General features: G+C 33.9%; 14 protein-coding genes. 5 read left to right on the top strand and 9 right to left on the bottom strand.

Going from position 1 to position 14,538, the window contains the following annotated elements; all coding sequences use genetic code 11:
- Positions 1-257: 257 nt before the first annotated feature.
- Together nhaC and MUA37_RS03180 are read right to left on the bottom strand one after the other, a co-directional pair.
- Positions 258-1,658, bottom strand: coding sequence for a Na+/H+ antiporter NhaC (gene nhaC / locus MUA37_RS03185; protein ID WP_262624830.1), 1,401 nt, complete (start codon positions 1,656-1,658; stop codon positions 258-260).
- A gap of 33 nt (positions 1,659-1,691) precedes the next feature.
- The gene (locus MUA37_RS03180) at positions 1,692-2,762 is read right to left on the bottom strand and encodes an NAD/NADP octopine/nopaline dehydrogenase family protein (RefSeq protein ID WP_002509322.1); all 1,071 of its coding nucleotides are present in this window, start codon (positions 2,760-2,762) and stop codon (positions 1,692-1,694) included.
- Between the two features lie 193 nt (positions 2,763-2,955).
- Between MUA37_RS03180 and MUA37_RS03175 the strand changes: the two genes are divergently transcribed.
- From MUA37_RS03175 to MUA37_RS03155, 5 genes are all read left to right on the top strand, one after another.
- Positions 2,956-3,300: a DUF4870 domain-containing protein gene (locus MUA37_RS03175; RefSeq protein ID WP_031266534.1), complete on the top strand. Its 345-nt coding sequence runs from the start codon at positions 2,956-2,958 to the stop codon at positions 3,298-3,300.
- Positions 3,301-3,618: 318 nt separating this feature from the next.
- Complete coding sequence (locus MUA37_RS03170) at positions 3,619-4,086, top strand: CHAP domain-containing protein (RefSeq protein ID WP_002509324.1); 468 nt, start codon at positions 3,619-3,621, stop codon at positions 4,084-4,086.
- 297 nt (positions 4,087-4,383) lie between these two features.
- Positions 4,384-4,707, top strand: a complete 324-nt coding sequence (locus tag MUA37_RS03165) for a DMT family transporter (RefSeq protein ID WP_002510078.1) — start codon at positions 4,384-4,386, stop codon at positions 4,705-4,707.
- Complete coding sequence (locus MUA37_RS03160) at positions 4,707-5,021, top strand: DMT family transporter (RefSeq protein WP_002510079.1); 315 nt, start codon at positions 4,707-4,709, stop codon at positions 5,019-5,021. The genes MUA37_RS03165 and MUA37_RS03160 overlap by 1 nt, the downstream gene beginning before the upstream one ends.
- Positions 5,022-5,082: 61 nt before the next feature.
- Positions 5,083-6,039 carry a 2-hydroxyacid dehydrogenase family protein gene (locus MUA37_RS03155; protein WP_262624829.1) on the top strand — a complete coding sequence of 319 codons (957 nt, stop codon included), beginning with the start codon at positions 5,083-5,085 and terminating at the stop codon, positions 6,037-6,039.
- A gap of 58 nt (positions 6,040-6,097) precedes the next feature.
- Here MUA37_RS03155 and MUA37_RS03150 read toward each other — a convergent pair whose 3' ends face one another.
- The 7 genes from MUA37_RS03150 to MUA37_RS03120 form a co-directional block, all read right to left on the bottom strand.
- Positions 6,098-7,222 carry an FAD-dependent monooxygenase gene (locus MUA37_RS03150; RefSeq protein WP_107373546.1) on the bottom strand — a complete coding sequence of 375 codons (1,125 nt, stop codon included), beginning with the start codon at positions 7,220-7,222 and terminating at the stop codon, positions 6,098-6,100.
- A gap of 103 nt (positions 7,223-7,325) precedes the next feature.
- Entirely contained in the window at positions 7,326-8,102 is a 777-nt protein-coding gene (locus tag MUA37_RS03145) for an N-acetylglucosaminidase (RefSeq protein ID WP_142019455.1), read from the bottom strand.
- Between the two features lie 27 nt (positions 8,103-8,129).
- The gene (locus MUA37_RS03140) at positions 8,130-8,348 is read right to left on the bottom strand and encodes a hypothetical protein (RefSeq protein ID WP_021459691.1); all 219 of its coding nucleotides are present in this window, start codon (positions 8,346-8,348) and stop codon (positions 8,130-8,132) included.
- 288 nt (positions 8,349-8,636) lie between these two features.
- Positions 8,637-9,104 (bottom strand): helical membrane plugin domain-containing protein, encoded by a 468-nt coding sequence (locus MUA37_RS03135; RefSeq protein WP_002510085.1) that lies wholly within the window; start codon positions 9,102-9,104, stop codon positions 8,637-8,639.
- Positions 9,104-12,058 (bottom strand): formate dehydrogenase subunit alpha, encoded by a 2,955-nt coding sequence (gene fdhF, locus MUA37_RS03130; RefSeq protein ID WP_103388518.1) that lies wholly within the window; start codon positions 12,056-12,058, stop codon positions 9,104-9,106. Before fdhF ends, MUA37_RS03135 begins: the two co-directional genes overlap by 1 nt.
- A 337-nt stretch (positions 12,059-12,395) precedes the next feature.
- Positions 12,396-13,322 carry an LCP family glycopolymer transferase gene (locus tag MUA37_RS03125; protein ID WP_002510088.1) on the bottom strand — a complete coding sequence of 309 codons (927 nt, stop codon included), beginning with the start codon at positions 13,320-13,322 and terminating at the stop codon, positions 12,396-12,398.
- Between the two features lie 145 nt (positions 13,323-13,467).
- Entirely contained in the window at positions 13,468-14,262 is a 795-nt protein-coding gene (locus tag MUA37_RS03120; protein ID WP_002510089.1) for an inositol monophosphatase family protein, read from the bottom strand.
- Positions 14,263-14,538 lie beyond the last annotated feature (276 nt).

The raw sequence follows: 14,538 nt of genomic DNA, 5'->3' as shown, positions 1-14,538 counted from the left end.
TACTGTAGTATCGCTACAATATACAATACAAAACTGAAAATAAGACAAAAAATTGAAGGATATTTTCTCTTATAAAAATTTAAAGTGAACGATTACTCATTAGTTATCTTCATAATAATATCGCTACAAGTATTACTATGTAACATAATGATACATCTCATCCATAGTTATATTTAACCGTTTTAACTACTACTAAAACTTAAAATAAACAAATTAATTACATACTATTTACACTTTTACCAAAATAACGCAGTCAACTATATATTTTTTATATCTTTACGCTTCTTAATACCTATGCCACTAAAACCATAAAACAACGCAAATATGATACATAGATAACACGGCACTGTCCAAATAAAGAACTGGTCAACAGTCACTCCTAATTGTTGCGTGTAGTAGATGCCTGAAGTCCCCCATGGAATCAATGGAATAATCATTGTTCCTGAATCTTCTAAAGTTCGAGATAAATTTGAACGATCTAAATCCATTTTATTATACATATCCATCATCAATACACCAACCATGATAATAACAACAGAGGCAACTCCAGCAGCTAATACCATAATTAAGCTACCAATAATTGTTACTAAAATTAGTTGTCCGACCGAATGGATATTACTAGAAATTCTATGAAGAATAACATCTAAACAACCTGCTTTTTCAACAATTCCTGCAAATGCATAACCCGTAAATATTGTGACGAGTATCTCTGTCATACTCATCATTCCCCCCTGCTGAATGAGAGTCATAGTACGTTCAGATAAACCATCACTATGTATCAACATAGACTGGTTAAAGCCATCAAATGTAGATTTAAATCCATCAACTATATTAAATTTATTATTGAACGTTCCAACTAAAATCGCACTTAAACTCGATATCAACATCGCTGGTACGGTTGCAATTTTACAAATCAAACAAATAATAATAATGATGATCGGTAGCCATACAAAAACATTCAAGTTATAAATATTTTCCAATTCATTCAGTAATTGATTTATTTGTGAAGTATTTGCTGTCTGCTTTAAGCCTAAGCCTGCAAAAAACCAAACGATTAAACCAATAATTGAAGCTGGTACTGTTGTCCATATCATCGCTCTAATATGGCTAAAAATATTAACTTTTGTAACCAGTGCAGCTAAATTTGTTGTATCTGATAACGGCGACATCTTATCCCCAAACACAGCACCTGCAATAATAGCCCCAGCAGCCATGCCATCATCTATATTTAATTGATGTGCTATAGCCATTAACGAAATACCTGCTGTGGAAGCAGAACCCCATGCTGTACCTGTCGCAACTGATGTTATTGCACAAATAATAAATGCAGACACTAAAAAATAATGCGGATTAAGAAATTCTAAACCATAATAAATTAATGCTGGTACCGTACCGGAATACATCCAAGTTCCGACAACGATACCAACTGCTAATATAATGAATAATGCTGGCATTGCTGTAGATAAGCGCTTAGTAATGCCATCTTCTAAGTCTGACCATTTCAATCCAACACGTTTAGCAATCCACGCAGCATAAGCTGAAGACATTATCAATAATGCCTGTATCGGTATTTCAAATACTACAAATCCAGTAATCACAATAATAACCATTACAATAATAGTTGATATTGCTTCCAAAAATGTTGGTTGTCTTACCATACACAGTCCCCCTTATTCAATTAGTTACGGTTATTAGTCTAAACCGAGTTTATCGACCCCTAACTCTTCTACTGTAAGTCCCTCTTCAAAAAAATCTCTTTCTAATATAGTAGATGCAAGCACGATAATTGCATCAATGTTCGGTGTACTCACATCTATTAGTCTGCCTAGACTTGACCATAAAACTAAACCAAAAGCTATATCTTCTGTTAAGTATCTATTTTTCACTTCATTCGGACCATTTATTTGTGAAAACACTGGACTCGTATTAAACAAACGATTTAAAGGTTCATCTTCATCTTCTTGTGATAAATAACCTCTTTCAATTCTGGCACCTTTAGCAGTATTAAGTTCAAAACCTAGTTTTCTACCTAATGCTAAACGTTCTAATTCTACTGCATGCAACAATTTAATCGTATGCTTAGTGATACCTTCTTTATATAATGAGAAGTCATCTGCATAATCAATTCGGCCTACATTGAGCAATGTAGGACCTGGATGAACTTCAGGGTTTCCATTTTCTAAATTAGTCTTCCATAAACTTTCTTCTTTCACTATATATGGATAAAGTTTTTCTATTAACTTAAATGAATCTGATAAATACTCAGCATCATACGTAGTAAAATGTACTTTACGAACATTGAGTGATAAGTTTACTTCTGCTGTATTAAAATTAACACGCGTACCATAAGTTAAAGTATTTACCTCTGCAAATTTAGGCATTACATCAATATGCATATCTTCTAAAACATTAATAAATCGAATAGACCCCATAGCTGCTGCAATATTAAATAAAATCAGTTGTTTGTCAGTCACAAAAGGCGCCATAGTTTGTGCATAATGCTCTATAAACGATGACGGAATAATAACTTGAATCACTTCTGCTCCTTCTAGCACATATTCCATATCATCACTAACATTTGTAAATGGTACAAATTGTTCACTGCCTTCATTCTTAAAATCGAAGCCACCTCGTTCCATCGCCTTATCAAACTTGTGTATCGATTGATTACGGCAATATAATTTAACCTCATGTCCTTTATTAACCATATCTAGCGCTGCAGTAACAGCACCATTGCCTGATCCAACAATTGCTATTTTCATAATTTCCCTTCTTTCTATAAAAATACTTGTTAGGCTTTATTCATCTTTATAACCCAACTCTGTTGTTTATAAACTATAGTAAAAACCAAATTCAACTTATTTCTTATATATATAATACTAAGTATTTGCTATAATACACTGAAAAGGAGTGATATTCGTGACTGAACACGTGCATGAGGATACTGAATTTAACATGGATAAAAATCGCCTTAATCAGTCTAGCAAGGATGATAGACTGATGGCAATGCTTATTTATATCTTGAGTTTTTTCACTGGTTTTATTGGGCCGTTAATTATTTGGTTAATCAAACGAGAAGAATCAGCTTTTGTTGATCGCGCTGGCAAGAATTATTTTAATTTTATTCTCTCTTACTTTATTTGGGGAATCATTAGTGGTATTTTAGTTTTTATTATTATTGGTATTATTACTTCATTTGTTTTAGGAATACTTTCGCTTATCTTTACAATTGTAGCTATTGTGAAAGCAAATAATGGCGAAGATTATTTACCACCATTATCTATTAGATTTTTCAAATAATAGTTACACAATTTTGTGATATTTTACAGCCATTGTAATAGTAAAAACGCATTTACATTATTTTTTCAATGTAAAGCAACTAATATAGGGCTTTGCGCCTTGTCTTAATTTTGTAACCTTACACATCGTTTATTACAACGATATGTGAGGTTTTTTTAATTACTTTACAAAACAATAACATTCCACACAAACGTAAATTTATCTGATACAGTATGACTTGTCGTTGAAAAAAATGAATTCGCGGCTAAAAATTTTAACTCAGACAATCAAACGAATTACTATATAAGTTAGACAAAATCTTGGGAGGATATTTTAATTATGAAAAAATTAGTAACAGCTACAACATTAACAGCAGGTATTGGAGCAGCAATCGTAGGATTAGATCACGGACAAGAAGCAAATGCCGCAGAAACTACACAATCAACTCAAACTACACAATCAACTACAACACAAAGTTCAAGTGGTAACTTATACACTGCTGGACAATGTACTTGGTATGTATTTGATAAAGTAGGCGGAGATATTGGATCTACATGGGGAAATGCAAATAACTGGGCTTCAGCAGCATCTTCAGCAGGTTATACTGTAAATAATTCACCAGAAGCTGGATCAATTTTACAATCTTCATCAGGTCCAATGGGCCACGTTGCATACGTTGAAAATGTAAATAGCGATGGTTCAGTTGAAGTATCTGAAATGAACTATAGCGGTGGACCTTACTCAGTAAGTGAACGTACTATTCCTGCTGGTGAAGCTAGTTCATATAACTACATCCACGTTAACTAATAAGACAAATAAATTAACAAATATTTTGTAAGAGGCTGGGACAATATTGATTGTCCTAGCCTCTTTTCATATGGGCAGTAGCTGACTGCATTGAAAATGCGCTTTAAACCAAGCTTGCTTCAATGCTAGTCATCCTTGCCGGGGTGGGACAACGAAATCATTTTTTCAAAATCAGATTTCTGTCCCACTCCCTTTGATTACTACAATATATGCATTTACTAACTGAATGGGCACTTTGCACTTCTATTTAAAATTTGAGAAAATGGAGTGGTTTATTACTAAAAGGGAGATGCAAACATGCAATGGTTAAAAGTTATCTTAGCAGGTATCATAGAAGTAATTTGGGTAACAGGACTTAATATTGCTGACTCAACTTTTGCTTGGATTATCGTCATATTATTTATTGGCTTAAGCTTTTATTTGGTAATCTCAGCTTGCAAAAGTTTGCCAGTTGGGACAGTATACGCCATTTTTGTTGGCCTAGGTACTGTTGGTACTGTACTTGTCGAAATGGTGTTATTTAATAATCCATTTAATTTCACAAAAATGGTGTTCATTATTATTTTAATCATAGGTATTATTGGGTTAAAACTTTCAACAGAAGAAGAAGGTGAAACATAATGGCATGGCTAATTTTATTAATAGCTGGTTGTTTAGAAATAATAGGTGTTATTTTATTAAATGAAATAATTAGAACTAAAAATAAATGGTTAGTCGTGTGTTTAGCAATTGCATTTATTTGTAGTTTTAGTACTTTAAAACTGGCGATGAATGGCATTCCCATGGGCACTGCTTATGCTATATGGAGTGGTATGGGTACAGGTGGTGGCACTGTAGTTGGGATGTTGTTTTATAATGAGTCAAAAAATAAAAAACGCGTTTTCTATATCGGCATGATTATCGTTGCCGTAATTGGACTAAAAATAATTAGCTAAGCGTTTCCATTTGTTACTTATGCTATTCTTTAATATACTTATTTTAAAGGAAGTGATACATATGACAAAAGTATTTATCGCAGGAGCAATACCTGAAGCTGGGCTTAATTTACTTAAAGCTCAATTTGATGTTGAAATGTATGAAGGTGAAGGCCTTATTGATCAACAAACATTAAAAGAAGGTGTCAAAGATGCTGATGCACTCATCAGTTTATTATCTACAAATGTAGATAAAAATATTATTGATGCTGGTAGTAAGTTACAAATTATCGCAAATTATGGAGCTGGCTTTAATAATGTCGATGTTGATTACGCACGTCAATTGAATATTGATGTTACTAACACTCCAAAAGCTTCTACTAATTCAACTGCGGAATTAACCTTTGCTTTAGTATTAGCAACAGCACGTAGAATCGCAGAAGGTGATAGATTATGTCGCACTACAGGCTTCGATGGCTGGGCACCACTCTTCTTTAGAGGGCGTGAAGTATCAGGCAAGACTATAGGTATTATAGGATTAGGTGAAATTGGTAGCGCCGTAGCACGAAGAGCTAAAGCATTCGATATGGATGTTCTATATACTGGTCCTAACCAAAAACCTGATAAAGAAAAAGAAATCGGTGCAAAATATGTTGACTTAGATACATTGTTAGCCAACGCTGATTTTGTAACAATCAATGCTGCGTATAGCCCACAATTACATCACATGATAGATACACCACAATTCAAACAAATGAAATCTACAAGTTATTTAATTAATGCTGCACGTGGCCCTATCGTAAATGAGCAAGCATTAGTCGATGCACTGAAAGCTAAAGACATTGAAGGCGCCGCACTAGATGTCTTTGAATTTGAACCTAAAATTAACGACGAACTTAAAACATTAGACAATGTCGTAATTACCCCTCATATCGCTAATGCCACATTTGAATCACGTGATATGATGTCGAAAATAGTCGCTAATGATACGATTCTTAAATTAACAGGTGAGCAACCACAATATATTGTAAATAAATAAAATATGAAAAGAGACTAGGACAAAATTGGTTCGTCCTAGTCTCTTTATATATGTCATATTATTTATCTTTTGTTTTATAAATGAACTTTGTTTGTCTTGCTAATAAACTATTAGGTATACGTTTGGCAATAGCATTTCTTACTTTGATAAATAAACGTTGCGTAGATTGTGCCACTTTTCCTATTTTACGTGACTTTTTAATGATTTTTTTCGTATGTTTCACACGTAATTTATCATATCTTTCCAATGCTTGATCAAAATCATAAGTTTCTAAACAGTTAGCCAAAACGATAGCATCTTCCATCGCTTGCCCTGCACCCTGTCCTAAATTTGGCGTAGTCGCATGTGCTGCATCACCTAACAATACTGTACGGTTGTACACAAAGGTTTTGAGAGGTTTCAAATCATAAATATTATGCAATAAGATTCCTGTCTCACTTTGTTTATCTAATACTTCCCTTACTTCATTAGGAAAATGATTAAAACGTGCTTGTAAATGTGGTTTACCATACGTTTGATATTCAGTGTTGTGGATTTTAGCATTAATGGCAATAAACCAATATACTTTATTATTCAATAATGGCACAATGCCAACTCTACCTTGTTTCGACCAATATTCTGTCGCAGTATTAGCATCTTTTAATTGCACATCATTGACTAAACCTCTGAACACTGTATAACCTTGGTAATTGACTTTAGTATTAGGTGCTACACTAGCTCTAACACTTGAGTGAAGCCCATCTGCACCGATACAAAGGTCAAATGTTTCTGCCTCGTGTTTTTCAAAATGAACTGTTACTTTATTAGCCTCATTTTCAATGCTAAGTACTTGATATCCTGTATAAATAGAAGACGATTGCACGTACGATTGAATTGTTTCTAATAAACTTTGACGTTCTAACGTTAAATTTATAGTATTTCGTTTCAATTTTATTTTTGATAAAGCTGTGCCAGAATTATCCGCTATTGCTAGTGTATCGATAATTTGTCCTGCATTTTTAATGCCTTTTGCTAAATCGTGGTTATGCAATTTATCTATGACATTACCGCCGATACCGATTCCTGCACCTACTTCACTAAGTTCCTGATTTTTTTCAAATACTTTTACTTCATGTCCATGTTCTTGTAATAATGCAGCCACGGTTAGACCACCGATTCCTGCACCTACTACTGCTATTTTCACTTTATTTGCACCTCATATCTAAAATTGTAAGCCTCTGATATCAACATGAAAAAGGGAATAACGCGACTGTATACGCACAACGTCATCCCTTATTCTATATATTTTATTTATAATAATGCTTACTAATATCGTCTTTCTTAATACCTAGTTTATCATAGTAACGTTTCATAATTCGAGCAATATTTTCATCCCATTCTATATCACTAGCATATTGATGTTTTCCTGGGTTTTCGGGATTCCAGCGCATTTGATACAATGATATTTGGTCTTTATCAAAATAATTACCACGTACAAACTTAGCGCCTCCTTCAATTGCTTTTTCAGGCGAGTCCCATTTTTGCTGTTTGGCAAAACTACTACCTGTCTGGACGGCCGCTTCATCGAATGCACCAATGCCAAAGAAATTATAGTAATGTTTACCATTATCTTTAATGCCCTTCGCTAAGTTCGACTTACCATTACCCGTTTCTACTAATGCATGACTTATTAAATAAATAACATTTACATCATGTTTTTCCTGTGCTTCTAGAAATGCTTTCCCTTTATCTTTAAAAACACCCTTATCACGTAATATCTGATTCACTTCTTTTTCTGATAAGTATACAGGTTCTGAAATGTCCATATGATTTAAATCATCATTGCTATTTTCAATTTTCATTGCTTCTGCTACTTCTGCTCTAGAAGCATCAACGAATTGTTGATTCTCTTCTTTCATATTCAATGTTCCTTCAGCTAACTGTCGATTAACAGCTTTATCAAATGTATATTTTTGTTTATTTTCAAATAACTCTGTTTCATTAATAATAAGTAAAATGGCAAATATCACTAAAATTATAGTCAAGAAAATCATAGGCAATCGCTGCTTCACTTTTTCATTCATGCTCTAAAAACTCCTTGTAGCATTTAATTAGGTTAATACATAATAAGCAAGAATCACTGCTAAGACCACAATAGCAAATGATACATTAATAATTATTTTCATTGCCGTACGATCTCTAAACATTGAATTAAATATGACTAAGCTAATCGCTAATGAAACTGCAAACATAGTGATAGCCATAATAAAATTCATCATAACTAAGAATATAATCCCTAATACTAAAAAGATATTAGAACATATTGCCATTACTTTTATCATCTTCACATTAATATGCGACTCACTCCCAACTGAATCAGTTTAACTATATACTTCTAACTTTCAAAATTGTATCATATTTTCAGTTGAAAGCTATAGCACAATTCTTAACAACAAACGTTCATACCCAAGGTTTTATAATTGGCATACATTAACAATAACTAATCACTTATGTTAATAGACAGTTAAATTTCACTTTTAAAATTTAAGCAAACACAAAAAGAACCGGGACATAATTAGTGTCCCGGCTCCTATAAGTTGTATGATGGCTAAATAATATTAACCTCTCGACATACCTTTTAAGAGGTTCAACATGTACGTCAAGCTACGATTCATTTCATCATCTTTTAAAATACCCATCAATCCTGTAATGGATGTTTTTTGATTTGGATTGGCTTGATTAGCTACACGCAGACCTTTATTGACTTTATTAAGTGTAGTGCTTAAATCATCAACGTCTAAATCACCTAATAAAAATACTAGTGATGCCATATTTGAAATTAAGCCAGAATATTGGTCTTTATTTAGCTCAACTGCAAATTTATTAGCAATGACGCCGCGACCTTTGACTGCACCTGATAGTGCATCTAGTAACTTGGCATCATCCAAAGTGCTAATTATATTAATAGCTTTTAAAATGCTTTCTTTATTTTCTGCAATTGCTGTGGTCACTTCATCTAAGCTTTCCTGTTTGATTTGTTCGTCTGTTTTTTGAATACGGTTAATTTTAGTAATTCTCTCAGCCATTATTTATCCACCTGATTTCCTGGAAAGACATAATCTTCACGTGCCCATTTATTTTCTACTTGGACACTATATTGTGGCTTACGATGTTTGTCGACACGGAAATTCGTTGGATTTAAAGGTGATTTACCTCTTCTCGTTTTCACTTCCATACGACAACTTGTACGTTTGTATGACGGCGTATCTGTATCTTTATCAACGTCACTATTAGTTAGTAAGTTAATTGCGCCATGATCACCGTGTTTCATCGCATTATTATTTAATGGAATATATATTTCTTTGCCTTTAACGCGATCTGTTACATGAACGACCAATTCCGCCTCTCCAGTGTCAGAGATTAATTTTACTTCGGCACCTTCATGTATACCTCTGTCCTCTGCAAGCTCTGGTGATACCTCAACAAATGCATTTGGCATTTTATATTCTAATCCAGGCACTTTATATGTCATATTGCCTTCATGGAAGTGTTCTAACAATCTACCATTATTCACATGCAAATCATAAACATCGTTTTGTTTAAAGAAGTTATCAAAAGTCAGTGGGAAGAATTTAGCCTTTTTATTGTCAAAGTTAAAGCCATTTAAATATAATGTCGGTTCATCAGTGCCATCTTCTGCAACTGGCCATTGCAAGCTATTATAACCTGCTAAACGCTCATAATTCACACCTGAATAAGATGGTGTTAATCTAGCTATTTCATCCATAATTTGACTTGGATGTGTATAATTCCACTCATAGCCTAATGTTTGAGCTACAGCTTGGATAATTTGCCAATCTGGTTTTGATTCTCCTTTAGGTTCTAATGCTTGATATAAACGTTGGATTCGACGTTCAGTGTTAGTAAACGTACCTGTTTTTTCTAATGAAGGACTTGCAGGTAATATCACGTCTGCATAAGAAGCTGTGAAAGTGAAGAATTCATCTTGTACTACTAAGAATCCTACTTTTTCCAATGCCGCTTGTACAAAGTTAATATTAGAATCTACAATACCTGTATCTTCACCATAAAGATATAGTGAATCAATTTCTCCGTTATGGATACCTTCCATCATTTGGTGATTGTCTTTACCGGGTTCAGCTGGTAAAGCTTCGCCATATTCACGTTCAAATTTAGCACGAATATCATCATCTGCTACCTTTTGATAACCTGGGAATTGATCAGGCATACTTCCCATATCACTACAACCTTGAACATTGTTATGACCACGTAATGGATAAGCACCTGTACCAGGTCTTCTGTAGTTCCCAGTAGCTAGTAACAGATTGGAAATTGAAGTAGATGTGTCACTACCAATGTCTTGTTGTGTCACACCCATAGCCCAACAAATAGACACAGATTCAGCTGCTGCCATTTGATGCGCAAAATCAATTAAATCTTCTTTCGGAATACCAGTTGTTTCTTCAGCAAATTCCATAGTAAATAGTGCTAGTGAGTTATAATATTCCTCAAAATGATCTACCCATTCATCAATAAATGCTTGGTCATGTAGATTGTGATCAATAATATATTTTGTTACTGCTGATATCCACACTAAATCTGTACCTGGTTTAGGTTGGTAGAAATTATCAGCACGTTCTGCCATTTCATGCTTTCTAATATCAAATACGTTAAGTGTATTATTATAAAGCTTATGACCGCGTTTAATTCTGGAAGCAATAACCGGATGTGCTTCGGCTGTATTTGTTCCGATAAGTACGACCATACTCGCTTGCTCTAAATCTTCTATAGAACCGGAATCTCCTCCGTGTCCTACAGTTCTAAATAAACCTTTTGTTGCAGGTGCTTGACAATAACGAGAACAGTTATCGACATTATTTGTTCCAATAACTTGTCTCGCTAATTTTTGCATTAAATAGGACTCTTCATTAGTCGCTTTAGATGAAGATATAAATGCTAGTCCATCTGCGCCTTTGTCAGCTTTAACTTTTGTAAAGTTATCAGCTACAACTTTTAACGCTTCATCCCATTCAACTTCTTCAAAAGCATCACCTTTACGAAGCAATGGTTTAGTTAAACGTTCTTCTGAATCGATATAATCCCAACCGAACTTACCTTTTACACAGCTCGAAATTTTGTTAGCAGGTGATTCTGGTTGTGGTTGGACTTTTATAACTTCTCTATCTTTTGTCCAAACATCGAACGAACATCCTACACCACAGTATGTACATACTGTTTTAGTTTTTTCGATACGCTCTTCTCGCATTGCCGCTTCAGAATCTGAAACTGCAAATAGCGGACCGTATCCTGGTTCTGCTTTTTTCGTCAAGTCAATCATTGCTGCTAATGAACCTGGTTCTAAGTCAGTCATATAGCCAGCATTACCTTCCATATCCACTTCCATCATGGCATTACATGGACATACAGTGGCACATTGACCACATCCAACACATGATGATTCATTAATTGAGACATCATTATCCCAAATAACACGTGGTTCTTGACGTTCCCAATCAATTGTTAACGTTTCATTGACTTGCACGTCTTGACAAACTTCTACACAACGCCCACATAATATACATTGATTTGGGTCATAGCGATAAAATGGTCCATAATCTTTTTCATATGGTTTGTCTTTATATTCATAGGTTTGATGTTCTAAGCCCCATTGATCCATTGTATTATGAATTTCACAATCACCATTATTGTAGTCACAAACTGTACAATATAATTGGTGTTTTTCTAATATACGGTCTAACGCTTCTTTTTGACTGTCTTGAACTTTATTATTTTGCGTATCGACAACCATAGGCCGATTTATAACTGTACTACATGCGCGTTCAATTTTACCGTCGATTTCAACTGTACATGTATCACAAGTTTGAATTGGACCTAACGATTCGTTATAACAAATCGATGGTACAAATGTTTCTTGACCCTTGATAAACTCAAGTAAATTAGTACCTGGTTCAGCAAGATAGTCCTTACCATCTAACGTCACGATTAAATGCTCCTGCATTAAATCACCCCTTCAATATTATTATTGCCCATTATTCTTTATATCTATGGTGATTCACTTGCTAGTCTTAGAAGCCCCACGCTTCCAAAAGTAGCATTGCTTTAATTGTAAATCTTACTGCTCAAAATGTTAAGGCTTTCTATTATATTCCTTAATTTATAATTTCAAAACACTAAAAAACGGAGTGTGATAGAAATCTAATTTTATTAAAAAGATTTCGTCGTAACACTCCGCCAAGGATAACTAGAACTGAACAAAAATTGATTTGAAGCGCCTTCAATTACTGACAATATGAAATGAGACTGGGACAAATCAATGACGTCCCAGCCTCTCGGTGTTAAATTTCTAAATTATCTTTAATTTTATTTTGAATATCGCTTAATGAACTTTCACTTGGTATAAAATAATACAATCCATCATCTTGAATACCACCTTGTCCATCTAATTGATTTCTATTAACTGTTTCATTTGCATCCTTATACTTACTTCTAATTTTTGTTAAATCGCCTAGTGATAAATCAGTCGTCACGTTATCTTTAATATGGTCCATAATACCGTTAAAGTGTGTAATAGATTTAGTACTTGTCAATTTATTCGCAATACCTTGCATTACTAGCTGTTGACGTTCTTGTCTGCCGAAATCGCCACCAGCACCGCTTTCTTTTCTACTTCTAATGAAGGCCATTGCTTGCTCACCATCCATATGCGATTTCTCACCTTCTACAAATGAAGCACCATTATAACTAAATGTTGCATTGCTCACAACATCTATACCGCCAAGTGTATCAATCATATCTTTCATACCATCCATATCGATTGTGGCATAGTGATCAATTGGCACATCTAATAATTTTTCAAGTGATTTCACAGCCATATCTGGTCCGCCATAAGCATGCGCATGGTTAATTTTCTCTGTGGATCCGTGGCCAACAATTTCAGCTTGCGTATCTCTTGGAATACTTACTATTTCTGATGTTTTTTTATCTGGATTCATAGAAATGACCATTATAGAATCACTTCTCTGCCCACCACCATTAGCATTTCTTTCAGCATCTGAATCTACACCTAATAGTGCAATTGTAAATGGATCACCATTATTTAAGTTTACCTTTTTATCTCTTAATTCTGATTTGTTTCTATCTAATGGGTTATGAATTGAATTTCCTACTGAAAAGATTTTAAAAGCCAAATAAATAACTGCTACTATGGCTAAAATAACTAAAATACCGATCAACCATAACAGTATTTTTGTAGGCAACCCCATTTTTTTACTTCTTTTATATTCCGAGCGGCTCAATTGTATCACTCCAATTCTCTATTCTATGAGTTTAAGTTCATTCAATGAATTATTATATAGTAAACCATGTCCCTTGACATAGTGCTTAAGACCTATTTATATTTACAGAAATTTAATATTTCGCATATCCATTTCCACTATTTATTATTTGCAATATTTCCTCATGGCACCCTGGATTACTAATAATAAATGGGCCACTTGTGGCATAATCTAAATGTGTATTGCTTAATGTTGTCATTGTCAAACCAAGTTCCTCTGCGAATAAAAACTGTGCAGCTATATCCCATGGTTTAGGATTGGTATTGATATGTGCACCAAATTGTCCTTGTATCACTCTTACTGAATCAAGCCCACATGAACCGATAAAACGATAACTAAAAGCAGCATCGTATAAATCATTAATCGTGTCATTATTCATTACTTGTGAATTGAATGAAATAATTGCATCTGCCAAGTCCATTGTTTCTGGTGGTGTAATAGGTTCACCATTGGTATAAGCTCCATAACCTCTTACTGCTTTATGTAACTGTTGATGTGGATAATCATATATGTAAGATAATGTTGGCACGCCATCAACGAAATAACCTAATATAATACAATAATCCTCTTGCTGCTTTACCAAGTTTGTTGTGCCGTCAATCGGATCCATAATCCATACATGTCCCTCTTTTGGAGTTACTTCGTCATTCGATTTTTCTTCTGCTAATAATTGATGGTCAGGATAGTTATCATTTAAAAATTGTTGGAATTGTAGTTGAATTGTTTTATCAACATTTGTCACTAAATCAAATCTATTGTGTTTTGTTGATGTTTCCATCTCTCCAATTAAATTTGGTATCACTTGATCTAACGTTAATAACCACGACCTAATTGCATTATCTAGTTCGATTAGTTGTTCTTTATTCATAAAATACACCTCTCGTAATTCACTATTTTAGTTATGTATAATTTTCTCTATTCTACCACAGATGACTGATATGCTTATAGCTTAGTTTGCTAAAGTAGAAACAAAAAAACCGACTAGCAATACTAGTCGGCATTAGAAAGGAAAGTAAGTAATAAATATTGAAGATGTTTGAATAGTAACTTGCGCGATTAGATATGTAACAAAAACTATATGTAATAGCCTACCCCTTTGCAATCTAAATCGCTATCCCCTTTTGTTACTGTCTATATATTAACA

Source organism: Staphylococcus arlettae, from assembly GCF_025560845.1.
In the GTDB taxonomy this organism is placed as follows: Bacteria; Bacillota; Bacilli; order Staphylococcales; family Staphylococcaceae; genus Staphylococcus; species Staphylococcus arlettae.
The sequence above is the reverse complement of the archived record's forward strand: the minus strand, read 5'-3'. Positions and strand labels throughout refer to the sequence as shown.

Coding starts and splice junctions, on each gene's coding strand:
- MUA37_RS03140 (WP_021459691.1), bottom strand. CDS start 8,348: ATGGCAATATGTTCTAATATCTTTTTAGTATTAGGGATTATATTCTTA.
- MUA37_RS03135 (WP_002510085.1), bottom strand. CDS start 9,104: ATGGCTGAGAGAATTACTAAAATTAACCGTATTCAAAAAACAGACGAA.
- fdhF (WP_103388518.1), bottom strand. CDS start 12,058: ATGCAGGAGCATTTAATCGTGACGTTAGATGGTAAGGACTATCTTGCT.
- MUA37_RS03160 (WP_002510079.1), top strand. CDS start 4,707: ATGGCATGGCTAATTTTATTAATAGCTGGTTGTTTAGAAATAATAGGT.
- MUA37_RS03145 (WP_142019455.1), bottom strand. CDS start 8,102: ATGAATGAAAAAGTGAAGCAGCGATTGCCTATGATTTTCTTGACTATA.
- MUA37_RS03120 (WP_002510089.1), bottom strand. CDS start 14,262: ATGAATAAAGAACAACTAATCGAACTAGATAATGCAATTAGGTCGTGG.
- MUA37_RS03180 (WP_002509322.1), bottom strand. CDS start 2,762: ATGAAAATAGCAATTGTTGGATCAGGCAATGGTGCTGTTACTGCAGCG.
- MUA37_RS03170 (WP_002509324.1), top strand. CDS start 3,619: ATGAAAAAATTAGTAACAGCTACAACATTAACAGCAGGTATTGGAGCA.
- MUA37_RS03175 (WP_031266534.1), top strand. CDS start 2,956: ATGGATAAAAATCGCCTTAATCAGTCTAGCAAGGATGATAGACTGATG.
- MUA37_RS03155 (WP_262624829.1), top strand. CDS start 5,083: ATGACAAAAGTATTTATCGCAGGAGCAATACCTGAAGCTGGGCTTAAT.
- nhaC (WP_262624830.1), bottom strand. CDS start 1,658: ATGGTAAGACAACCAACATTTTTGGAAGCAATATCAACTATTATTGTA.
- MUA37_RS03125 (WP_002510088.1), bottom strand. CDS start 13,322: ATGGGGTTGCCTACAAAAATACTGTTATGGTTGATCGGTATTTTAGTT.
- MUA37_RS03165 (WP_002510078.1), top strand. CDS start 4,384: ATGCAATGGTTAAAAGTTATCTTAGCAGGTATCATAGAAGTAATTTGG.